This is a genomic window from Nioella sp. MMSF_3534 (assembly GCF_030732985.1).
In the GTDB taxonomy this organism is placed as follows: domain Bacteria; phylum Pseudomonadota; class Alphaproteobacteria; order Rhodobacterales; family Rhodobacteraceae; genus Nioella.
Genome location: NZ_JASHJX010000012.1, coordinates 1 through 21094, shown reverse-complemented (window position 1 = coordinate 21094; position 21094 = coordinate 1). Strand labels below are relative to the sequence as shown.

The 21094-nt window shown below is 63.8% G+C and carries 18 protein-coding genes and 1 riboswitch; of the genes, 7 read left to right on the top strand and 11 right to left on the bottom strand.

The features are described 5' to 3' along the window. Window positions 1-35: 35 nt before the first annotated feature. From RBB16_RS06960 to RBB16_RS06940, 5 genes are all read right to left on the bottom strand, one after another. Entirely contained in the window at window positions 36-713 is a 678-nt protein-coding gene (locus tag RBB16_RS06960; protein WP_306045478.1) for a cell wall hydrolase, read from the bottom strand. A 188-nt stretch (window positions 714-901) separates the two neighbouring features. Beyond that, window positions 902-3415 carry a putative PEP-binding protein gene (locus RBB16_RS06955; protein ID WP_306045477.1) on the bottom strand — a complete coding sequence of 838 codons (2514 nt, stop codon included), beginning with the start codon at window positions 3413-3415 and terminating at the stop codon, window positions 902-904. Between the two features lie 228 nt (window positions 3416-3643). After that, complete coding sequence (gene glyS / locus RBB16_RS06950) at window positions 3644-5860, bottom strand: glycine--tRNA ligase subunit beta (RefSeq protein WP_306045476.1); 2217 nt, start codon at window positions 5858-5860, stop codon at window positions 3644-3646. Window position 5861: 1 nt separating this feature from the next. Beyond that, window positions 5862-6386, bottom strand: coding sequence for a DUF6446 family protein (locus RBB16_RS06945; protein ID WP_306045475.1), 525 nt, complete (start codon window positions 6384-6386; stop codon window positions 5862-5864). Beyond that, complete coding sequence (locus RBB16_RS06940; RefSeq protein WP_306045474.1) at window positions 6383-7330, bottom strand: glycine--tRNA ligase subunit alpha; 948 nt, start codon at window positions 7328-7330, stop codon at window positions 6383-6385. Before RBB16_RS06940 ends, RBB16_RS06945 begins: the two co-directional genes overlap by 4 nt. Window positions 7331-7496: 166 nt before the next feature. Here RBB16_RS06940 and RBB16_RS06935 point away from each other — a divergent pair, with 166 nt between their 5' ends. Continuing rightward, entirely contained in the window at window positions 7497-9239 is a 1743-nt protein-coding gene (locus tag RBB16_RS06935) for a serine protease (protein WP_306045473.1), read from the top strand. Between the two features lie 70 nt (window positions 9240-9309). On the opposite strand, the gene RBB16_RS06930 is transcribed toward RBB16_RS06935, so the two are convergent. The 6 genes from RBB16_RS06930 to metZ all read right to left on the bottom strand — a co-directional run bounded on the left by RBB16_RS06930 (window position 9310) and on the right by metZ (window position 14930). Continuing rightward, window positions 9310-10758 carry a TrkH family potassium uptake protein gene (locus RBB16_RS06930; protein ID WP_306045472.1) on the bottom strand — a complete coding sequence of 483 codons (1449 nt, stop codon included), beginning with the start codon at window positions 10756-10758 and terminating at the stop codon, window positions 9310-9312. A gap of 74 nt (window positions 10759-10832) precedes the next feature. Beyond that, the gene (locus tag RBB16_RS06925) at window positions 10833-11054 is read right to left on the bottom strand and encodes a DUF1127 domain-containing protein (RefSeq protein ID WP_306045471.1); all 222 of its coding nucleotides are present in this window, start codon (window positions 11052-11054) and stop codon (window positions 10833-10835) included. Between the two features lie 118 nt (window positions 11055-11172). Next, entirely contained in the window at window positions 11173-12270 is a 1098-nt protein-coding gene (folE2, locus tag RBB16_RS06920; protein ID WP_306045470.1) for a GTP cyclohydrolase FolE2, read from the bottom strand. Window positions 12271-12493: 223 nt separating this feature from the next. Then, window positions 12494-13234, bottom strand: coding sequence for a glutamine amidotransferase (locus tag RBB16_RS06915; RefSeq protein WP_306045469.1), 741 nt, complete (start codon window positions 13232-13234; stop codon window positions 12494-12496). Further along, window positions 13231-13728: a GNAT family N-acetyltransferase gene (locus RBB16_RS06910; protein WP_306045468.1), complete on the bottom strand. Its 498-nt coding sequence runs from the start codon at window positions 13726-13728 to the stop codon at window positions 13231-13233. The genes RBB16_RS06915 and RBB16_RS06910 overlap by 4 nt, the downstream gene beginning before the upstream one ends. Then, entirely contained in the window at window positions 13725-14930 is a 1206-nt protein-coding gene (gene metZ, locus RBB16_RS06905; RefSeq protein ID WP_306045467.1) for an O-succinylhomoserine sulfhydrylase, read from the bottom strand. The genes RBB16_RS06910 and metZ overlap by 4 nt, the downstream gene beginning before the upstream one ends. Window positions 14931-15000: 70 nt before the next feature. Beyond that, window positions 15001-15079, bottom strand: a riboswitch (SAM riboswitch). Between the two features lie 137 nt (window positions 15080-15216). Between metZ and RBB16_RS06900 the strand changes: the two genes are divergently transcribed. The 6 genes from RBB16_RS06900 to RBB16_RS06875 all read left to right on the top strand — a co-directional run bounded on the left by RBB16_RS06900 (window position 15217) and on the right by RBB16_RS06875 (window position 20993). Beyond that, window positions 15217-16065 carry a TerC family protein gene (locus tag RBB16_RS06900; RefSeq protein WP_071690565.1) on the top strand — a complete coding sequence of 283 codons (849 nt, stop codon included), beginning with the start codon at window positions 15217-15219 and terminating at the stop codon, window positions 16063-16065. Window positions 16066-16212: 147 nt separating this feature from the next. Continuing rightward, window positions 16213-17115 (top strand): 5-bromo-4-chloroindolyl phosphate hydrolysis family protein, encoded by a 903-nt coding sequence (locus RBB16_RS06895; protein WP_306045466.1) that lies wholly within the window; start codon window positions 16213-16215, stop codon window positions 17113-17115. Between the two features lie 12 nt (window positions 17116-17127). Beyond that, window positions 17128-18321: a toxic anion resistance protein gene (locus RBB16_RS06890; protein ID WP_306045465.1), complete on the top strand. Its 1194-nt coding sequence runs from the start codon at window positions 17128-17130 to the stop codon at window positions 18319-18321. A 26-nt stretch (window positions 18322-18347) separates the two neighbouring features. Further along, a complete protein-coding gene (locus RBB16_RS06885) occupies window positions 18348-19286 on the top strand; it encodes a DUF2927 domain-containing protein (RefSeq protein WP_306045464.1) in 939 nt (312 codons plus the stop codon). A gap of 33 nt (window positions 19287-19319) precedes the next feature. Next, window positions 19320-20444 carry an SPFH domain-containing protein gene (locus RBB16_RS06880; protein ID WP_306045463.1) on the top strand — a complete coding sequence of 375 codons (1125 nt, stop codon included), beginning with the start codon at window positions 19320-19322 and terminating at the stop codon, window positions 20442-20444. Window positions 20445-20513: 69 nt separating this feature from the next. Beyond that, on the top strand, window positions 20514-20993 hold the full coding sequence (locus tag RBB16_RS06875; RefSeq protein WP_306045462.1) for a cytochrome b: 480 nt from the start codon (window positions 20514-20516) through the stop codon (window positions 20991-20993). Window positions 20994-21094 lie beyond the last annotated feature (101 nt).

The window sequence follows — 21094 nt, the reverse complement described above, 5'->3', positions numbered from 1 at the left end:
GAGGCGTCACTGTTGGCCGGGAATGCGACGCCGCGTCAGCGGCCGCGATAGAAGAGGTGCACACCGATTTCAGCGGTCTGCGGAAATTCCCGCGCCCAGGAGGGATTGACCCAGTTGGCGTGGTAATGCGTCGCGCCCGAGGTCAGGTTGCGCGGACCGCCGTCAATCATGATGCGGGCGATACGGCCAAGCCGTTCGTGGATCGCGTGGTCGGTCACGGTTTCGGGGCGGCCATCGCAGGTATAGGTGAACTGGCAGGCCCAGCGCCGCCCGGTGCCCTGGTTGACCACGCCACAGATCGTGTCGGGGTAATTCGCGTGATCGACCCGGTTCAGGATGACCTCTGCCACCGCGAACTGACCCGCCACGCTTTCGCCACGTGCCTCGAAATAGAGCGCCTCGGTCAGACATTGCCACTGGCGCCCGCCGCGGGCGCGGCCCATGGCGTCAAGCTCTGCCGCCGTATAGGGGGCCTCACCAGCCTCGTTCAACTGCTGCCCGGTATAGGGCGCGCCAAGCGCAGACAGGCGCAGCGGGCTGACCGCGCGCATGCCGCTGTGTTCCTGACCCATGACCGAAGTAAAGAGCGAGCCGAGCGTATGGGTCGGATCAGTGGAGGTTGACGCCACCACATCGGCCTGCGCGAGCCCGGCGGTGAATATCAATGCGGTGGCAGCGGCCTTCACGGCGCGCAAAATCTTCGGCTGTCCCATTCTGGGCATCCCCCATTGACCGGTGTTTCCCGGCTCTGCTTCGACCTCATACATGTACCGGAAAGGTCGCGGATCGACCAAACCGGGGCTCAATCTAGTGACATCCCCTTAACAGGACCCCAACGGCTAGGGGTCGCAGCCAAGAGAATCATTTAACGTCGGCTTATAATGGGCTGGAATCCCGCCGTTTATATGTCAGCAATGGACAGTTGTGCGGCCGCAAGTTTGGCAACCGGCACCCGGAAGGGCGAACAGGAGACATAATCGAACCCGGCGGATCTGCTGAAGGCGATCGAATCGGGATCGCCGCCATGTTCGCCACAAATCGACAGGGTGATGCCCTGCCGCGCCGCGCGTCCCCGCTCGGCACCGAGCAGCAACAACTCGCCCACCCCGTCACGATCCATTCGCTGGAACGGGTCTTCCGGATAGACGCCCTGATTGACATAGGCCGACATGAAGCGCCCCGCATCGTCGCGCGACAGGCCATAGGTCATCTGCGTCAGGTCATTGGTGCCGAAGGACAGGAATGCGGCATGTTCCGCGATCTCACCCGCGCGCAGCGCCGCGCGTGGCGTTTCCACCATGACGCCAAGACGGTATGTGAAATTCACCCCCGTCTCATTGCGCACCGCGGCGGCAACCGCATCGACGCGGTCCTTGATCAGTTCCACCTCGCGCTTGGCGCTGACCAGCGGGATCATGATTTCCGGCACCACCGGGTCACCGCCTTCGGATGCGGCCACGGTCGCCTCGAATATGGCGCGGGCCTGCATTTCGTAGATGCCTGCCACGGTGATGCCAAGCCGCACGCCCCGCATCCCCAGCATCGGGTTGAACTCCTGCAAGGCCTCGATCCTGGCGGAAACGCGGCTCACGGGCAGGTCCAGCGCCTCGGCCAGCGCCCGGATGCCATCGCGGTCGCCGGGTAGAAATTCATGGAGCGGCGGGTCGAAGAGGCGGATGCAGACGGGCTGGCCCTGCATCAGCTTGAAGAGCTCAATGAAATCGCCGCGCTGCATGGGCAGAAGCCGTTCCAGCGCCGCTTTGCGATCCTCGGGATCTTCGGTGAAGATCATTTCCCGCATCACGGTCAGGCGGATGGGGTCGAAAAACATATGCTCGGTCCGGCAGAGGCCGATGCCGTCGACACCGAAAGTCTGCGCCAGCCGCGCATCCTCGGGCGTGTCCGCATTGGCGCGGATGCCGATATCGCGCGCCGCGTCGGCCCATTTCAGCAAGGTTGCGAACGCCCCGCTCATGTCGGGCTCGATCATCCTGACCGCACCGACCAGAACCTGCCCGGAACTGCCGTCGATGGTGATGATGTCGCCTTCGTGAAAGACCCTTCGGCCCGGCACGGTCAGGGTTTTCTTGCGATGGTCGAGCTGAAGATCGGTGGCGCCGGACACGCAGGGCACACCAAGACCACGGGCGATCACCGCCGCGTGGCTGGTCATGCCGCCGCGTTCGGTAAGGATGCCTTCGGCGGCATGCATGCCACGGATATCCTCGGGGCTGGTTTCACGACGCACGAGAATGCAGGGTTCATTCTGCGAACTCGCGGCTTGCGCCGCGGCGGCGGTAAAGACGAGCTTGCCGGTTGCCGCACCGGGGGCCGCGGCAATGCCGCGGGTTAGCACGTCGCGCGGGGCCTCCGGGTCGAGCTGGCGGTGCATCATCTGGTTGAGCGTAAACGGCGCGATGCGCATCAACGCCTCTTCGCGCGGGATGACCCCGTCCTCGGCCAGATCGACAGCGATGCGCACATCTGCGCGGGCCGAACGGGGCACCCGCACGGCATCGAGAATGGCAAGCCGGCCCTCCATCAGGGTGAACTCGATCTGCATTTCTTCGCGCAGGCGGGTGCGGATCAGATGGCCCGCATCGCGCAGCGCCGCGACCTGGTCGGGGCAGCGATCCTCCAGCGCGGTGCCGCGCGGGTCGATCTCGATGAACTGGGCATCCGCCTCGCTCAGTGCCGCGCGGCCCTGACTTTGCGGCAGGTAGCGCCCGGTGATCTGCGGCTCTCCGGTATCGGTGGACACGAATTGCAGGACGCCGGCGCCGGTTTCCTCCTTGCCGATGGACAGCGCCATGCGCTGCACGACAAGGCCAAGCCCCGCATCCGCAGGCGCGCCCTTGGCCTGACGCAGCAGGCGGGCCGACGTGCCCTCCCACGCGCGGGCCATGGAGCGCAGGACCTCGGTCAGCTGCGTTTCCACATCCTGCGGGAAGGGCTCCTCCATCTCATCCTCGAAATGGGCGAGCGCGATGCGCGGGGTGATGGGGTCGGCGAAGAGATCCTCATCGAGCCGAAGCACATCCACCGCATAGGCACGGATGAAGGACAGGTAAAGCTGGTCCGCCGCCGATTGTCCGTGTTCCTCGGCGATGCGCGCGGCCACGGAATCGTTCATGCCGATATTGAGCACCGTCCCCGGCCCGCCCCAATCGGGGGCCTCGCTGGAGGACCGGACAGACAGCAGATCGCCCTTCTCGAAGATCGCCGACAGGGCGCACATATCCGGCACATGGCCCTGCGCCAGCCTGCGCACCGTGTCGAAGGACAGCGCCACCGAGAGCGGAACCGGCAGGTCGAGCCGCACCAGCCGCTGAAGGCATTTGGCGCGGTTGCCATGCATGTCCTTCTTGATCGGCGCGGTGGCAGTGATCTGGATGATATCCGGGCGGTCGGGCATTTGCTTCGCACTTGCAGAAAAAAAGGTTGAGGGGACCATACAGCGGAATCGCGCCGGGTCCAGTGCGGCGTTTGGGTGTCGGGGTGTTTCGCCGTGCCTTTGGCACGTCGACCCGCGCGGCCCTTGCGGGCCGCGTGAAACGCTTTCGCAAGAGCTGGTCCGGGGGGCTCTGCCCCCGTCGCCTTCGGCGACTCCCCCGAGGTATTTTCACCAAGCTGAAAGGAACGCTTAACCTTCGATCCGCGACAGGTCCGCGATCTTGCCGCAGCTTGCGGTGATCTCATGCAGCAGATTGAGGCGATTGCGGCGCAGGATCGCGCTGTCCGCATTGACCTGCACGGTGTCAAAGAAGGCGTCGATGGGCGCGCGCAGAGCGGACATGGCGGACATGGCGGCGGGGAAATCATCCGATGCAAGCGCCGGGGATACAGCGGCCTCGGCCTGCGACAGCGCCGCGAAAAGCGCCTTTTCCTCTGCGGTCTCGGCGTATTTCACATCGGCACCATAGCGATACTCGACCCCGTCCTTTTCCTCGGCCTGGGCCAGGATGTTGGCGGCGCGCTTGTAGCCTTGAACGAGGTTTTCGCCATCCTCCGACGCAAGGAAGGCCGCCAGCGCCTCGGCCCGCTTGACCAGAAGGGCCAGATCGTCGCTGCCCGGCAGGGCAAGGCAGGCGTCGATCACGTCATGGCGGATGCCTTGGTCGCGCAGGTGGACCTTGAGCCGGTCATGGGTGAAGCGGAGCAGGTCATCGGAGGCGTCCGGCACCTTGGTTTCCAGGTCCAGAAACGCATCATGCAGATCATCGAGACGGTCCTTGACCGCGTGGAAGGCCGCGCCGAAGACGCCGTGATGCGCGATCTCCTGCAACAGCTCGGTCAGTGCGCTGTCGTCGAGGTCATGGTTCACAGCGGCCTCGATCCGGATCAGCTGCGCATCAATGAAGCGATCCAGGTTCACGCGCAGCCCATTGACCAGCACCAGCCGGATCACCCCGAGCGCGGCGCGGCGCAGCGCGTAGGGGTCTTTCGACCCGGTGGGTTTTTCGTCGATGGCCCAGAAACCTGCCAGCGTGTCGAGCTTGTCGGCAAGTGCCACGGCGACGGACAGGGGCGCGGTCGGCACATCGTCGGAGGGGCCAAGCGGCGAGTAATGCTCCTGCGCAGCGGCGGCGATTTCGGCCGGATAGCCCGCGGCCTCGGCATAGTAGCGGCCCATCAGGCCCTGCAATTCGGGGAACTCGTAGACCATTTCCGAAGACAGGTCGGCCTTCGCGATGCGCGCCGCCGTTTCCGCCTGATCGGGGTCGGCCCCCACCACCGAGGCGAGGTCCCTCGCCAGCGCTGCGATGCGGTCGATCCGGGCGGCCTGCGTGCCAAGCTTGTTGTGGAAGGTCACGTTTTCCAGGCTGCGGGTCCAGGCGGACATGTCCGACTTGGCTATGCGCAGGTCGTTTTCCCAGAAGAATTTCGCATCCGCCAGACGGGCGGACAGCACCTTGCCATTGCCCGCCAGAATGGTCGCGCCATGGTCGGCGGTTTCGCGGTTGGCGACGGTGATGAAGCGTTCGATCCGGCCCGTGGTGGGGTTCTTCACGGAAAAGAATTTCTGGTGTTCGCGCATGGAGGTTTGCAGCACCTCCGGCGGCAGGCCCAGGAACTCCTCACCGATCTCGCCCATCAGGACCACCGGCCATTCCACCAGCCCCGCAACCTCGGCCAGAAGGCCCTTATCCTCGACCACCTCCAGCCCGGCGGCGAAGGCCATGTTGGTGGCGTCGTGCCAGATGTGGTCGGCCCGTTCCTCGGCAGAGAGGATCACATGGGCCTTCTTCAGTTTGGCGGCGTAGTCGTCGAACCCTGTCACCGCGAAGCGACCGGCAGCCATGAAACGGTGGCCTTCGGTCGTGTCGCCAGCGGCAATCCCCTCCACGTCGAAGGGGACCGCGCGGACACCGTTTTCATCGGACAGGATGCACAGGATCGAATGCAGCGGGCGCACCCAACGCAGGTTGCCCGCGCCCCACCGCATCGACTTGGGCCAGGGGAAGTTGCGGATCGTGGCGGGGATGACCTCGGCCAGGATCTCCTCTGCCGACCGACCCGGCTTTACGATTTTGGCAAAGTAGGTCTGGCCCTTCTTGTCGTCGCGGATCTCCAGCTGGTCCTTGCTGAGCCCCGTGGCACGCAGGAAGCCGTCCAGCGCCTTTTCCGGCGCGTCCACGCGCGGGCCCTTGCGTTCCTCGGTCACGTCGGGGCTTTCCGCGGTCAGCCCTTCCAGCGCCAGCACCAGACGGCGCGGGGTCGAAAACGCCCCGGCGCCCGCATAGGTCAGCCCGGCCTCGACCAGCGCGTCGGTCACCAGTTTCTTCAGGTCCTCGGCGGCGCGGGTCTGCATCCGCGCGGGGATTTCCTCACTGAACAGTTCGAGCAGAAGATCGGGCATGTCAGTTCCTCTCGGGCGCGGGCGGGCAGTCTTCGGGGACGGGATCGCCGCTATAGGCCGCTTCCCCGCAATGGTTCAGTTGGTGCCAGGCATAGCCATGGCCGTCTTCGGTGATCATCACGATCTGGTCGATGCCATAGACAATGTTGGCCTCGCCCAGAAAGGCCAGGCCGGTGCCCGCCTCCAGCGCGCGGGTCAGGGTGCCCGCGTCATAGCAGCCAAACCAGCCGGGCGTGTTGAGCGGTGTGGCGCCCGCGTAGGGCTGATAGGTCTCGGTCATCAGCGCCAGCGACAGCGGCGTGGTGAAACAGGCCCGGAAGCGCAGGGGCGAGGTGTCGGCGTCGATGCCCTCAAAATCGGCGATCGGCAGCGGGTCGACCACACCGTCGAAGGTGGTGGCGCTGATCGTCACCGCATCCATGCTGACCGGTTCATAATAGGCGCGCGTTTCGGTCCACCACAGCAGAGCCCCGGCGGCGACACCGGACAGAACGATTGCAGTTACCACGAATTGCCCCCGGGTCATGCCGCGCTGTCGCTTTCAGGCGCATAGCCACCTGCCCCGGTCTGCACGAAGGCATCGGCGCATTTCTTGGCCAGCGCCCGGACGCGACCGATATAGGCCTGACGCTCGGTGACCGAGATCACCCCGCGCGCGTCCAGAAGGTTAAAGAGGTGGCTGGCCTTGATACACTGGTCATAGGCCGGGTGCGCCATGATGATGCGCTTGCCGGTCTTGGGGTCCTCTGCCGGATGGCTCAGGATCGCTTCGCATTCGGCCTCCGCGTCCTCGAAATGGCGCAGGAGGATCTCGGTTTCCGCCGTGTCGAAGTTGAAGCGGCTGTATTCCTCCTCGGTCTGGCGGAACACGTCGCCATAGGTCAGCGGAATCGGCGCATCGGGGTCGTTGAAGGGCATGTCCATGACGTGATCGACACCGAGAATATAGATCGCCAGCCGTTCCAGCCCATAAGTCAGCTCGCCCGACACGGGCTTGCAGTCATGGCCGCCGACCTGCTGGAAATAGGTGAACTGGCTAACCTCCATCCCGTCGCACCAGACCTCCCAGCCTAGACCCCAGGCGCCCAAAGTGGGGCTTTCCCAGTCATCTTCCACAAACCGCACGTCGTGCAGGTCCATGTCGATGCCGATGGCCTCCAACGAACCCAGATACAGAGCCTGCAGATCGGGCGGCGAGGGTTTGATCAGCACTTGGTACTGGTAGTAATGCTGCAAGCGGTTCGGGTTCTCGCCATAGCGCCCGTCGGTCGGGCGGCGCGAGGGCTGCACATAGGCGGCGGCCCAGGGCTGCGTGCCGAGGCTGCGCAGGGTGGTGGCCGGGTGGAAGGTGCCGGCACCGACCTCCATGTCATAGGGCTGCATGATCGCACAGCCCTTGGTGGCCCAATAGGACTGGAGCCTCAGGATGATTTCCTGAAAACTGCGCGGCTGCGTGCTTTTCTCGGCCATGTCTTTTCCCGGGTGTTGCAAGGCAGGGGTGTGATAGTGGTCCCCCCCGCCATGGTCAATTGGCCGATCACGCATATTTCTGGTGCATCGGCTGTTCACTCTGATAGGTTGCCGCCGATCGTGAACGGGCGAAGCCCGCAGGAAACATGGGGTTAGGAGAAAGAGGATGGCAGCACGCCGGATTGTTTTGTGTCTTTTGATCATACTGGGCACGGCCGTATTCGGGGCCGATGACGCCCAGGCACAGGACCGTGTTTGGGTCCAGTTGGAGGCTCATCCCGATCTGGCCACCGCCGAGGGCCGGGTCCGCGCCTATTCGCGGCTGCTGCCAGCGGTGAACGGATACCGGTTGCAAACCGGCTGGTATGCCATCGCGCTCGGGCCCTACACGCCCGGTGAAGGCGCGGCGATTCTGAACCAATTGCGCGCGCAGGGGGCGATCCCGCAGGACAGCTACCTGTCCGAAGCCGAGATATACCAGCAACAGTTTTTCCCCATTGGCGCCAATACCTTGGCCCCCGGCACCGCAACCGAGGCCCCCACCATCACTGAGGCCCCGCAGCCCGCTGAGCCGGTGCTGCCCGAGGAAACCGTGGCCGAGGCTCGGCAAAGCGAACGTCAACTTGACCAGCAAGGACGCGAGGCGCTGCAGATCGCCATGCAATGGTTCGGATACTACAATTCCGGTATCGACGGCGCTTTCGGCCCCGGCACCCGTGGCGCCATGTCCGCCTGGCAGGCGGCGCAGGGCTATGAGGAAACCGGTGTTCTGACCACCCGTCAGCGGGCCGAGCTGCTGGCCAGCTATCAGGCGGAGCTCGATGCGCTTGGCATGCAGACCGTGCGCGACGAACGCGCGGGAATCGAGATCGACCTGCCCTTGGCCATGGTCGAGTTCGCCCGCTACGAATTCCCCTTCGCGCAGTTCGATTCCGTGGGCGATTCCGGCGTTCAGGTTCTGCTGATCAGCCAGGAGGGCAGCGAAGCCACGCTCGGTGGCCTGTACGAAATCATGCAGACGCTGGAGATCGTGCCGCTGGAAGGCGAGCGCAACCGCCGCTCCAACAGCTTCGTGCTGACCGGTCAGTCCGACACCCTGCGCAGCCACACCGTGGCCCGTCTGGAAGACGGTCAGATCAAGGGCTTCACCCTGATCTGGACGCCGGAGCGGGATGCGCAGATGACCCGTGTTCTGGACATGATGGAGGACAGCTTCTCCACCTATGGCGGCACGCTCGACCCCGGCGCGGTCGATCCCGGCATGGAACAGGGCGTTGACCTGATGGCCGGTCTGGAAGTGCGTCAGCCCGACCGGGCGCGCAGCGGTTTCTACCTCGACAACACCGGCACCGTGCTGACCACCGCCGAGGCCGTGGCCTCCTGCACGCGGGTTCTGGTCAATGACCGTTATGAGATGACCGTGGCCCATTCCGACCCGGCGCTCGGCCTGGCCGTCCTGCGCCCGACGCAGTCGCTGGCCCCCTCGACCTATGCGGGCTTCCCGACCATTCCCGCGCGTATCCGCACGGATGTCGCGGTTGCCGGCTACCCCTATGAGGGCGCGCTTGGCGCGGCGTCCATGAACTTCGGCACGCTGGCCGATATGCAGGGGCTGAATGGCGAGGACACGATGGCGCGGCTGGAAATGTCGATCGAACCGTCCGAGGCCGGGGCCCCGGTGCTGGACGCCACGGGCGCGGTGATCGGCATGGTCCTGCCCGAACCTGACACCGGCCGGGCCCTGCCTGAAGGCGTCAGCTTTGCCCTGCGCGGCGACCGGATGGCGGAATTCCTCGGCACCGCCGGGGTCCGGGTCAACGCGGCCCCCGTGCAGGCCGATCCGATGACCCGCAACGCGCTGGCCCGCTATGGCAGCGATCTGGCGGTTCTGGTGACCTGCTGGAACTGATCGCAAGGCTCCTGTGAACAAAAAGGGGCGGTCCGCAGGGGCCGCCCTTTTTCTGTCGGGCGCGACCTGTTCACCCCCGCCAGAACTGGGTGGTGAACAGGACAAAAACCGCCATCAGTTCCAGCCGCCCGACCAGCATCGCAACGGTCAGAATCCACTTGGCTGTGTCATTGAGGTTGGTGAAGCTGCCTGCCGGGCCGATCTCGCTCCCGAGGCCCGGCCCGATATTGGCCAGCGCCGTGGCCGCGCCCGACACAGACGTCACGAAATCCAGCCCGGTCAGCGCCAGCAGCATCGCCACCACACCGAGGCTGACGAAGAACATCACGAAGAAGGCCATGACCGAAGACAGCACCTCTTCGCTGACCTTGCGGCCTTCGTAGCGCGGCTCAAAGATGCCATGCGGGGCATAAAGCCTGCGCAGCTGCGTCGAGATCGACGCCATCAGCAGCTGATAGCGGAAGATCTTGATCGAGCAGGCGGTCGACCCCGCGCAGCCGCCAATCAGGCCGATGAAGAAGAAGACGACAACCGCAATCGCACCCCATTCCTGATAGTCGACACTGGCATAGCCCGTGCCCGAGATGATCGAGGTCACGTTGAAGATCGCCTCGCGGAACCCGTGTTCCAGATGGTCGCCATTCACCACCAGCCGGTAGACCGCGAAGAAGATCGTCAGCAGCAGGATCGTGGTCAGGTAGGCGCGCACCTGCGTATCGACCCAGAGCGGCCGGGCGCTGCCGGCCAGCATCTGCACGTAGCGCACGAAGGGCAGACTGGCGAGGATCATGAAAACGGCGGCGGCATATTCCATCGGCCCCTGAAACGCCCCGAAAGAAGCGTCCGACGTGGAAAACCCGCCGGTCGAGACGGTGGTCATGGAATGCACGATCGCCTCAAACGTCGGCATCCCGAGCGCCACATAGGTAAGCGAGCAGACAAGCGTGAGACCCAGATAGATCACCGAAATCTGCTGCGCGATCTCGCCCGCGCGGGGCAGGATCTTGCCCATCGTGTCGAAGGCCTCGGATTTGAAGATCTGCATGCCGCCCACGCGCAGTTCCGGCAGGAACACCATCGCCACGACAATGATGCCGACGCCGCCGAACCATTGCAGCATCCCGCGCCAGAAGAGCAGCCCCTCGGGCAGCCGTTCCAACCGGATGAAGACGGTTGATCCCGTCGTGGTCAGACCCGACATGGATTCAAAGAGCGCGTCGATAAACGTTGCGTTTGTCTCCCCGAATATGAAGGGAAGCGCACCGAAGATGGGCAGGGCCAGCCAGACACCCGTGGTCAGAAGAAAAGTCTGCTGGATGGACAGTCGCTTGCTGACCCCGCTGGACGCGGCCAGCGCCAGCATCGCACCGGGCAGCACCGTCAGAACGGCGCTATCCAGGAAGGCCCGCCAATGCCCGTTCTGATAATAGAGATCGACGCCCATGGGGACCAGCATGGTCAACCCCAGCACGAGGACGAGCAGTCCGATCACATATCCAATGGGCCTGAGGTCGTACATGGGCCGAAGCGTTGGCCCGGCCCGCGCGTGCTGTCAACCGGAGAAGCTTCGCACGGGCGCTTTCGCCGTGCCCCTCAGATATACAGGATGTCGCGGAAGACGTAGCGCGCGATGTCTTCACGGCGCAGGCCAATGCGGGCCAGTTCCGCGTCGGTCATCCCGTTCAGGCGCTGCACCTGATTGGCGCGGGACTGGGCGGCGTCATAGGCGGAGAAGACGCGCATGAGCGCGGCAAAGACGCTGCGGATCGGGGATGCGGTGCCGGTTGCGGCGGGGGACAGGGCGATGGTTGCCATGGGACTACCTCTTGATATCTGCGACGGGCACTTGCCCGGCTCGACCAGATAGGTATGCCTTCCTGACCCGTTTGCCCAATGCCGATCCGGAAACCCCGGTTTGCGTCAGGGGCAGGGCTCAACCGATGTGGAACAGCGTCTTGAACAGTTTCGGATCAAGGCTGGTGGCGGCAAAGGTGTCGCCCTCGGTCAGCACGCTGACCGCATCATGGCTGTGCAGGCTTTCCTGGTGGCTGGCGATGATGCGGAAATCTCCCACGCGGGGTTCGTCATGCAGGGCTTGCGCAAAAAGCCTCGCGGCGTCCTCCACGAAGATCGGGTTCGCCGCGTTCAGTTCCGCGAAGGCCTGTTCATCTTCGCGCTTGACCATGACCTGCGTTTCCGTCGGCACCGCATCGCGGGCCAGTTCGATCAGATCCTCGAACCACAGGCACTCACCGCCAAAGGGCACCTCGACCGATATCCGCGCCACCGAGCGTTGCGAATGCGGCGTCGCCAACTGGTTGCGAAATTCGCGGGCATGTTCGCTGAGTTCCAGAGAACACGGGCAAGTGGAGCTGTAGACATAGTCCAGATGCAGGATCTTCTTGCGGCTGCCGCCCTGCTCCACCAGTTCCAGCGCGATATCGTAATACTGGTACCCGGTCAGGCCGGAGCGCAGGCTTTCGATCTTCATCGGGAAGGAAAAGCGCATCTGGATACGGGCATCGAAACTGTCGAGATCGGTCTTGTAGGCGTCAAGCGCCGCCTCCATCACCTCGAAGCTGAATGTCCGCTCTGCATGGTTGTAGAAGCTGCGCATGATCCGGGACATGTTGATGCCCTTCTTCTCGGCCTCCAGGCTGACCGTGCCGGTGACCGAGGTTTCCAGCGTCAGGTCGCCATCGTCGCGGGTGTGATAGCGGATCGGCAGGCGGAAGTTGGAAATGCCCACATGCTGGATCACCCGTTTCTGCCCCTTGATCAGCGAGGCGGGGCCGTTCTGCAGGTCTGGCAGGCTGTCCTTATACGCCGCATCGACGGTGAAATCCTGCGGGTAGTCGCGGCTGAACTCCGGATAGTCTGGTGCATTGCGCAACAGGCCGGTGACGGACGGGTCGAGCGCCGCCAGCTCCTCCGCCGACGCGGTGGCTGCCCATGCGCGCAGGGTGTCCAGCGCTTTGCGGGCCTCGTCGCTGTCGGGCGCGGTGGCAAGATCGTTGAGCTGCAGGTTCATGGCGCGGGCCTTCCCGGGGTCTGGAGACTGACAATATGGGCCAGCCGCCCCGCTATTCCAAGTTTTCCGTTGCGAGAGATAGGTGAGACAGGGTGGAGCGGACCCGCCCAAAACGGCACCATGTTGCGATACGGCGTCAGAATGGCGGACGGCTTCAACGGGGCGCGGGAATTTTCTTCGAAGAAAATTCAAAGCTCTTCGAAGAGCTTTCCCCGCGCCTGGCTCAACCGGTGCGATAGCGGTTGACGAAGTTCTTCAGCACCAGCTCCGGCACGGTGATCTCTTCGGCCAGGCAGGCTTCGGTCAGGCTGTCGGCCTCGTCGGGGTGGAAATACCCCTTGTTGCGGTAGATGCGGATTCGGGTGGCAAAGCTTTCGCCGTCCGCCTCGGGGTGGAACTGGGTGGCATAGACGTTCTGCCCGTAGCGGATCATCTGAAAGGGGCAGCTCTCGGCCGCCGCCAGATGCACCGCGCCCGGGGGCAGGTCCTGCACAGCCTCCTTGTGGCCCACCAGCGCGCGGAAGGTTTGTGGCAACCCCTCGAACAGCGGATCGGCAGCGCCTTCGTCCGACAGCGTGCAATCGACCCCGCCAATCGCCTCGCCATAGCGGGCCTTGCTGACCTCACCGCCCAGGTGGTGGGCCAGAATGCCGAGCCCGTAGCAGCAGCCCATGAAAGGCACATCGCCCTCGGTGATCCGGGGCATCAGCCCCAGGATCTCCGCCTCGATCTTGGCTTCCTGCGGGGTCTTGTCCTCGGGCGCGTCCGACACGCAGCCGGGGCCGCCCCCCACGATCACGCCGGAATAGTCGGCCAGCACCAGCCCGCCGGGAAGGTCGCGCTTGTCGAGCCGGATGCGATGCACTTCGTCCGGCGACAGCCCGCCCTTGGCGAGGAAGCTGGCGAACTCCTCGTCGGCGGCTTCATCCTCGGGGCGCAATTGCAGGATCAGAAACGGTTTCATGCCGCCCGTTCTAGCGCAGGTTTCAGCGATTTTGCCATGCGGTAATTGTGCAAGGTCACACCGCCCCGCGTCACCTCCTGCCGTGGCCCATCCTGCCAGCCCTGCTTGAGGAAGAAGCGCCGCGCCAGTTCGCTGGCATCGGTGCTCAGCTGCGCCAGCCCGTGGCGTCGCGCGCAGCGTTCCAGAAGACCATAGAGCATTGCCGCCACACCCTGCCCCTGCCATTCGGGCGCGACGAAAGCGAGGTCGAGATAGCCGGTTTCGGGGTCCAGCGTCATGAACCCGGCGGGAAGCTTCCCAGCCCAGGCCACCAGCGTTACACAGTCGAACAGCCGCGCCTCCCAATCCGGGCCGCTTGGCGGCTCCGGGCTCCACGCCGCACGTTGCGCGGCATCATAGGCCCCAAGTGTGCCCTCATGCACGGATCGGTGAAAGAGCTGCCCCAGCAGGTCGCCCTCCCCCGCCCTGACGCGGTGAATGGTGATCTCGGTCATTGGGCCGCCGCAAGTGCCTGCTCGAGATCCGCGATCAGATCGGACGGATCTTCCAGCCCAACAGACAGGCGCAACAGCCCGTCCGAGATGCCAAGCGCGGCGCGCTGTTCGGGCGTCAGCCGCTGGTGGGTTGTGGTCGCGGGATGGGTGATGATCGACTTTGCGTCGCCCAGATTGTTGGAAATCACGATGACCTTCAGCGCGTTAAGCATCTTGAAAGCTGCCGGTTTGCCACCCTGCAATTCTATGGAGATCATCGTCCCGCCCGCTTCCATTTGCGCAATCGCGAGGTTTTGCTGCGGGTGATCGGGCAGGAAGGGGTGGATAACGCGGGCCAGACCGGGTTGACCGTGCAGCGCGGTTGCGATCCTGTAGGCGCTGTCCGCTTGCGCCCGCACCCGCAGGTCCATGGTTTCCAGCGCCTTCAGCATCACCCAGGCATTGAAGGGCGAAAGCGAACCGCCGGTATGCTTCAGGTAAGGCTCCACCACCTTGCGAATGAACTGGCGTGTACCGCAGATGACGCCCCCCAGACAACGTCCCTGCCCGTCGATATGCTTGGTGGCGGAATAGACGATGACATCGGCCCCCAAATCGCCAGAGCGTTGCAGGACGGGCGTGGCAAAGACGTTGTCCACGACGACAATTGCCCCGACCGCATGGGCCAGCTCGCTGACGCCTTTTATGTCGATAACCTCCAGCGTCGGGTTCGACATGCTCTCGAAGAACACCGCCTTGGTGTCGGGCCGGATCGCCGCCTTCCACTCGTTCAGATCGGTGCCATCGACGAAGGTGACCTCAACGCCGAAGCGGGTCAGCACCTCTTCGAGGATGTAAAGGCACGAGCCGAACAGAGCCTTCGCGGACACCACATGGTCGCCCGCCTTGAGCATCGAGGTCAGCGCACCACTGACGGCGGCCATGCCGGAGGCCGTGGCGAAGGCATCCTCGGTGCCCTCCAGCGCCGCGATCCGTTCCTCGAACATGCGCACGGTGGGGTTGCCGTAGCGGGCATAGATGAACTCGTCATCGCCCGATTCAATGAACCGCGCCTCGGCCTGTTCGGCGCTGTCATAGACGAAGCCCTGCGTGAGGAAGATCGCCTCGCTGACCTCGCCATACTGGCTGCGGCGGGTGCCGCCATGGACGGCGCGGGTGCGGGGCTTGGCGTCGGCGGGAAGAACTTTCGGTCCCATAGTCATTCACGGTCCTTTGCTGGCCCGAGGCATGAAAAAACCCCGAACCGGGTGAACGGTCGGGGGCAAGAGCCATGGCTGGCGCTGCTCGACCTCTTTAGCGGCTTGTTTAACGTGGCCCGCAATCCGGTTAACAAATCGCCACGATGGCAACGGGATAAGCCAGCGCGTGGGACTTGGCAAGAGGGAACCCGACGCGGGGAAAGGCGTGACAAGCGCCGCCCCAAGTGATTATTCAGACGAAGAGACCCGGCAAGAGCCCGGAAAAAGCGATAGATCAAGGCGATAGAAAATGGCAGATATCCTGACCCTCGAAAACCTCGGCAACCTGGTGATGCTGTGCTTCCTGCAGGCGGTTCTGGGCTTCGACAACCTTCTTTACATTTCGATTGAAAGCCAGCGGGCCCCGAAAGAAAGCCAAAAGAAAGTGCGGTTCTGGGGGATCATCATCGCCGTGGCGCTGCGGGTCGTCTTGCTCTTCACCATGGTCCAGCTGATCGAGAGCCTGTCCGAGCCTTTCTTCGTCATGAACTGGGAGGGCGTGCTGGAAGGCGGCGTCAACTTTGCCACCTGTGTCTTCGTCTTCGGTGGCGTCTTCATCATGTATACGGCGGTCAAGGAAATCGGGCACCTTTTGTCGGTTCATGATTTCGACCATGAAGGTCCTGAAAAATCGGGAAAATCTGCTGTTCAGGTGGTTGTGCTCATCGTCTTGATGAACCTGATTTTCAGCTTCGATTCCGTTCTGTCCGCGCTCGCCATCACCGATGTTTTCCCGATTTTGGCCGCCGCGATCCTGCTCTCGGGTCTTGCGATGCTGCTGCTGGCAGATGGTGTCACCGCCTTTATCGAGAAGAACCGGATGTACGAGGTTCTGGGCCTGTTCATCCTGCTGATCGTGGGCGTCGTGCTGCTTGGCGAGGCGGGCGTTGCCGCCGAACACGCCACCCATGATCCGGCCATGGCGGTGCATATCTTCGGTTACGCGCTGATCCCGATGTCGAAGACCACCTTCTATTTCGCGGTCGTGGTGCTGTTCGTGGTCGAGTTCATTCAAACCGGCTATAAACGCAAGCTCGATGCTGAACGGGCACGCGGGGCATTGGCGGAAACCGTCCCGGTACACGATTCCAAGCACTGACATCTTTTTTTTACGCCCCTGCGTGCTTATCGTATTGGGCGGAAAGGGGTTCCTAAATGAGTTCAAACGGTCTTCAGGGTGTCGCCTTCGTGGCGCTTGTGGTCATCATCGTGATGGCGATTTTCGGCGGCTTCGGGGTGGTCTGAGATGGCGCAGCGTTATGGCGGACAGTTCAGCCCCGACCCGGACTCGACCGAGGTTCAGGCCCCACAGACCCGACCGCTTGAGGCCAGCTTTCGCGGCCGCAGCCCGGCACGTTACGGCGCGCGGATCAACATCCTGTTCCTGCTGCCGCTGCTGGTTTTCTTGACGGTTTTCTTCCAGCCGGTGACCGAGATGATCACCGATTTCGCTGGCGCCGCCGTGCTGCTGCTGGCCGCATGGCTGCTGCGCGACGGGGTGCGGGCGGAAGATGCCTATAACGAACGCAAGGTGGCCCGCCGCCCCGCGATCCCGCGCAAGATCTTCGCCTCGGTCCTGACCGGGGTGGGCGTTGGCCTACTGATCTTCGGGGGTCAGTGGACGGTACTGAATGCAGGCCTTGTCGGCACGCTCGCTGGCGCGCTGCACCTCTTTTCCTTCGGGCTGGACCCCTTGAAAGACAAAGGCTTGGAAGGGGTTGACCAGTTCCAGACGGACCGCGTGGCGCGCAAGATCGAAGAGGCCGAGGCGCTGCTGGCTGGCATGTCAGATGCGATCCGCCGGGCCGGCGACCGACAGCTTGAAACCCGCGTCGAGGCGTTCCAGGCCACCGCCCGCGACATGTTCCGCACGGTCGAGGAAGACCCCCGCGATCTGACCCAGGCCCGCAAATATCTGGGCGTCTACCTGACCGGGGCCCGCGACGCGACGGTGAAATTCGCCGATCTCTATGCCCGCGACCGCGACCCCTCGGTGCGTGCCGATTACGTCACCCTGCTGGATGACCTCGAAACCAATTTCGCGGCCCGCACCAAGCGCATGCTGGTGACGGACCGCAGCGATCTCGACGTTGAAATCGACGTGCTGCGGGACCGCCTGAACCGTGATAATCTGCATATTGAGACATAAGGACCAAAAACAATGAGTGACCAGATCCGCCAACAGGCCGAAGCTGCCGCGCAGCTTGTCGATGAAATCAACGCCGTGGTTCTGCCCGAACCCTCGACAGAACTGGTGCCGCTGGCCGACGCGCCCGCCCCGACCGCCGAAGAGATTCGCACGCGGATGGCCGAGCTCGACATGACCGACACCAATTCGATCGTCACCTTCGGATCGAACGCGCAGGCGGAACTGCAAACGATCAGCCAGGCTATGCTGGAAGGCGTGAAGAACAAGGATGTCGGCCCGGCAGGCGATAGCTTGCGCGAAATCGTCGGCACCATCCGGGGTTTCTCCGTCGATGAGCTGGACCCGGGCCGCAAGCGCAGCTGGTGGGAACGGCTCTTTGGCAAGGCCAAGCCGGTTCATGATTTCCTGGCACGCTACGAAGATGTGCAGGGCCAGATCGACCGCATCACCGACAGCCTGCTGGCGCATGAGCATACGCTGATGAAGGACATCAAGTCGCTCGACCTGCTCTATGACAAGACGCTGGCCTTCTATGACGAACTGGCGCTTTACATCGCCGCCGGTGAAGAAAAGCTGAAGGAGCTGGACGAGGAAGTGATCCCGGCGAAAGAGGCCGAGGTGGCCGCCGCGCCGGAAAATGAGCAGGTCATGAAGGCGCAGGAACTGCGCGACCTGCGCGCCGCGCGTGACGATCTGGAACGCCGGGTCCATGACCTCAAGCTCACCCGCCAGGTCACCATGCAATCGCTGCCCTCGATCCGGCTGGTGCAGGAAAACGACAAGTCGCTGGTCACCAAGATCAACTCCACCCTCGTGAACACCGTGCCGCTGTGGGAAACCCAACTAGCGCAGGCACTGACCATCCAGCGCTCGACCCAGGCCGCTCAGGCCGTCCGCGAGGCCAATGACCTGACCAATGAGCTGCTGACCCAGAACGCCGCCAACCTGCGCGAATCGAACAAGATGGTCCGCGAGGAAATGGAGCGCGGCGTCTTCGATATCGAGGCGGTCAAGCAAGCCAATGCCGATCTGATCGCGACCATCGAGGAAAGCCTCGCCATCGCCGATGAAGGCAAGCGCCGCCGTGCGGCTGCCGAGGAAGAGATGGAGCGCATGGAACGCGACCTGCGCGACACGCTGGCCTCGGCCACGGCGCGGGGCGACGGCACAGGCGACAATGTCGGCACTTCGGTGCCGCGGACCTGATCCAAGACCCGGAGGCGCGAGGCCGTATGCGCAAGGCCCTGTTTCCAGCCCTGATGGTGGCCGCCCTGGCGGTCCTGTCAGGCTGCGAGGAGACGACCCAAACGCCCGCTTCGCGCCCCTCTGCTCCCGTTGTCGCACCGCCGTCTGTGGAGCCCTCGGAAGAAAGCCTTGCCTATGCGCGCTACTATGCGGGCGTTCAACAGCGGCTTCTGACCCAGGGCCTGCTGCGCACCGATGGCGGCGGGCCGGATACACCCATAGTCGCCCGCAATCTGGTCGCCAATTTCGAACGCATCGCGCTTTATAGCGAATATGCCATTTCCGGCGGCCGCTTCGTGGCGCAACAGACCCCCGCAGAACTGCGCCGGTGGGAGAGGCCCATTCGGCTGCAAGCACATTTCGGCGGCTCGGTGCCCGCGGACATGCGCGACGAGGATCGGGCGGAACTCGCCCGCTATGCCGACCGTCTGGCGCGCATCACCGGCCATTCGATCCGCGCGGTGGGTTCGGGCGGCAATTTCCATGTGCTCTATCTCAATCGGGATGAACAGCGCGCAGCGGCCCCCCTGCTGCGCCGGATCATGCCCAATATCAGCGACGCCACGATCAGGGAGATCACCTCTCTGCCCCGCCATGAATTCTGCGCGGTCTATTCGATTTCGAACGCAGATGCGCCCAATGTCTATGTCTCCGCCATTGCCCTCATCCGAACCGAGCACCCCGACCTGCAACGCCGGTCCTGCGTGCATGAGGAAGTGGCCCAGGGCCTCGGCCTGCCCAATGACAGCCCCACCGCGCGGCCCTCGATCTTCAACGATGACGAGGAATTCGCGTTGCTCACCACCCATGACGAGATGCTGCTCAGCATGCTCTACAACCCCCGTCTCAGCCCCGGCATGACCCCCGACGAGGCCCGCCCGATCCTGCAAGAGCTTGCAGACGGGCTGGTTGGTGGGCCAAGCTGACCCCCAAGGTCTGATTTTCAACAGGAGGACCAGATGTCCATTTTCGATTTCCTCTCCGGCCAGTTCATTGACGTCATTCACTGGACGGACGACACCCGCGACACGATGGTCTGGCGTTTCGAACGCCACGGCCACGAAATCAAGTACGGCGCCAAGCTGACCGTGCGCGAAGGCCAGACGGCGGTCTTCATCCATGAAGGCCAGCTGGCCGATGTGTTCACCCCGGGCCTTTACATGCTCGAAACGAACAACATGCCGATCATGACGACGCTGCAGCACTGGTCGCATGGCTTCCAGTCGCCGTTCAAATCGGAAATCTACTTCGTCAGCACCAATCGGTTCACCGACCTCAAATGGGGCACCAAGAACCCGATCATGCTGCGCGACGCCGATTTCGGGCCAACCCGCATCCGCGCCTATGGCACTTACACCGTCAAGGTAAACGACGCCGGCAAATTCATGACCGAAATCGTCGGCACCGACGGTGAATTCACCACCGACGAGGTTACCTCGCAGATCCGCAACATCATCGTGCAGGAGTTTTCGCGCGTGATCGGGTCCTCTGGCATCCCGGTGCTGGATATGGCGGGCAATACCGGCGATCTGGGCCGGATCATGGCCGAGGCGATTTCCGGCACCATCGCGCAATACGGGCTGGAATTGCCCGAGCTCTATATCGAGAACATCAGCCTGCCGCCCGCGGTGGAAGAGGCGCTCGACAAGCGCACCTCGATGGGGGTCATTGGCGATCTCAACAAATACACCCAGTTCCAGACCGCCGAGGCCCTGCAGGCCGCCGCGACCTCACCCGGCAGCGGCGCGTCCGAAGGGATGGGGCTTGGCATGGGCATGGCGATGGCCCAACAGATGGCCAATGCGATGAACCAGGGCGGCCAGCAGCAGGCCCCGGCCCATGGTGGCGGTGCCGCCGTGCCCCCGCCGCCGCCGGTCGAACATGTCTGGCACCTGGCCGAAAACGGCCAGACCACCGGCCCGTTCTCCAAGGCCGATCTGGGCCGCATGGCCAGCGCCGGGCAGCTCAAGCGGGAAACCTATGTCTGGACCGCCGGTCAGGACGGCTGGAAAAAGGCCGAAGACGTGGCAGAGCTCGCGCAGCTCTTTACCGTCATGCCCCCGCCCCCGCCGCCCGGCGTCTGATCCCCGGCAGCGACGGAAATCCGGTCCGGCCCCGTGAAAAGGGCCGGACTGTTTGTTTCAGGAGTCCCCATGTCACACGCCCCCGCCTATTCCCGCCTGCAAATCGCGCTGCATTGGCTGATTGCTGTCCTGATCCTCGCGGCCTGGGTCACACATGAGGCCATGGAAGACGCGTTCGAGACCCGTCTCGAAAGCGGCATCCTGACGCCCAACCCCCATGCGATCCTCGGTCTTGCGGTCTTCGTGCTGGTCCTGATCCGTGTGTTCGTGCGCCACCGTCAGGGCGCGCCGGGCCCGGTGCCGGGCAGTTCCGCCATGGCCGAGGCCGCCGCACTTTGGGGCCACCGGCTGCTCTACCTGCTGATGATCCTGACGCCCATTGGCGGCGCCATCACCTGGTTCGGCGGGATCGAGGCTCTTGGCGAAGGGCACGAACTGCTTGGCAATGCGCTGATGATCGTGGCACTTGGCCATGCGGTGGTGGCGATCCTGCACCAGCTGGTGCTGAAGGATGGTACCATGACCCGGATGCTGCGCCCACGCGGCTAGTTGCAAACGGCTTATTCCCTTGAATTACGCCCTGCCGCGGTCGAAGATGCGGCAGGACCATAAACCAATTTTCAGAGAGCCATGAGCGATTTGCCCCCCAC

Bases quoted from the DNA above. Each gene is read 5' to 3' on its own strand.
- RBB16_RS06925 (WP_306045471.1), bottom strand. From the start codon at position 11,054: ATGGCAACCATCGCCCTGTCCCCCGCCGCAACCGGCACCGCATCCCCG.
- RBB16_RS06875 (WP_306045462.1), top strand. From the start codon at position 20,514: ATGTCACACGCCCCCGCCTATTCCCGCCTGCAAATCGCGCTGCATTGG.
- metZ (WP_306045467.1), bottom strand. From the start codon at position 14,930: ATGACTATGGGACCGAAAGTTCTTCCCGCCGACGCCAAGCCCCGCACC.
- RBB16_RS06960 (WP_306045478.1), bottom strand. From the start codon at position 713: ATGGGACAGCCGAAGATTTTGCGCGCCGTGAAGGCCGCTGCCACCGCA.
- RBB16_RS06900 (WP_071690565.1), top strand. From the start codon at position 15,217: ATGGCAGATATCCTGACCCTCGAAAACCTCGGCAACCTGGTGATGCTG.
- glyS (WP_306045476.1), bottom strand. From the start codon at position 5,860: ATGCCCGATCTTCTGCTCGAACTGTTCAGTGAGGAAATCCCCGCGCGG.
- RBB16_RS06915 (WP_306045469.1), bottom strand. From the start codon at position 13,234: ATGAAACCGTTTCTGATCCTGCAATTGCGCCCCGAGGATGAAGCCGCC.
- RBB16_RS06930 (WP_306045472.1), bottom strand. From the start codon at position 10,758: ATGTACGACCTCAGGCCCATTGGATATGTGATCGGACTGCTCGTCCTC.
- RBB16_RS06955 (WP_306045477.1), bottom strand. From the start codon at position 3,415: ATGCCCGACCGCCCGGATATCATCCAGATCACTGCCACCGCGCCGATC.
- folE2 (WP_306045470.1), bottom strand. From the start codon at position 12,270: ATGAACCTGCAGCTCAACGATCTTGCCACCGCGCCCGACAGCGACGAG.
- RBB16_RS06885 (WP_306045464.1), top strand. From the start codon at position 18,348: ATGCGCAAGGCCCTGTTTCCAGCCCTGATGGTGGCCGCCCTGGCGGTC.
- RBB16_RS06895 (WP_306045466.1), top strand. From the start codon at position 16,213: ATGGCGCAGCGTTATGGCGGACAGTTCAGCCCCGACCCGGACTCGACC.
- RBB16_RS06910 (WP_306045468.1), bottom strand. From the start codon at position 13,728: ATGACCGAGATCACCATTCACCGCGTCAGGGCGGGGGAGGGCGACCTG.
- RBB16_RS06945 (WP_306045475.1), bottom strand. From the start codon at position 6,386: ATGACCCGGGGGCAATTCGTGGTAACTGCAATCGTTCTGTCCGGTGTC.
- RBB16_RS06880 (WP_306045463.1), top strand. From the start codon at position 19,320: ATGTCCATTTTCGATTTCCTCTCCGGCCAGTTCATTGACGTCATTCAC.
- RBB16_RS06940 (WP_306045474.1), bottom strand. From the start codon at position 7,330: ATGGCCGAGAAAAGCACGCAGCCGCGCAGTTTTCAGGAAATCATCCTG.
- RBB16_RS06890 (WP_306045465.1), top strand. From the start codon at position 17,128: ATGAGTGACCAGATCCGCCAACAGGCCGAAGCTGCCGCGCAGCTTGTC.
- RBB16_RS06935 (WP_306045473.1), top strand. From the start codon at position 7,497: ATGGCAGCACGCCGGATTGTTTTGTGTCTTTTGATCATACTGGGCACG.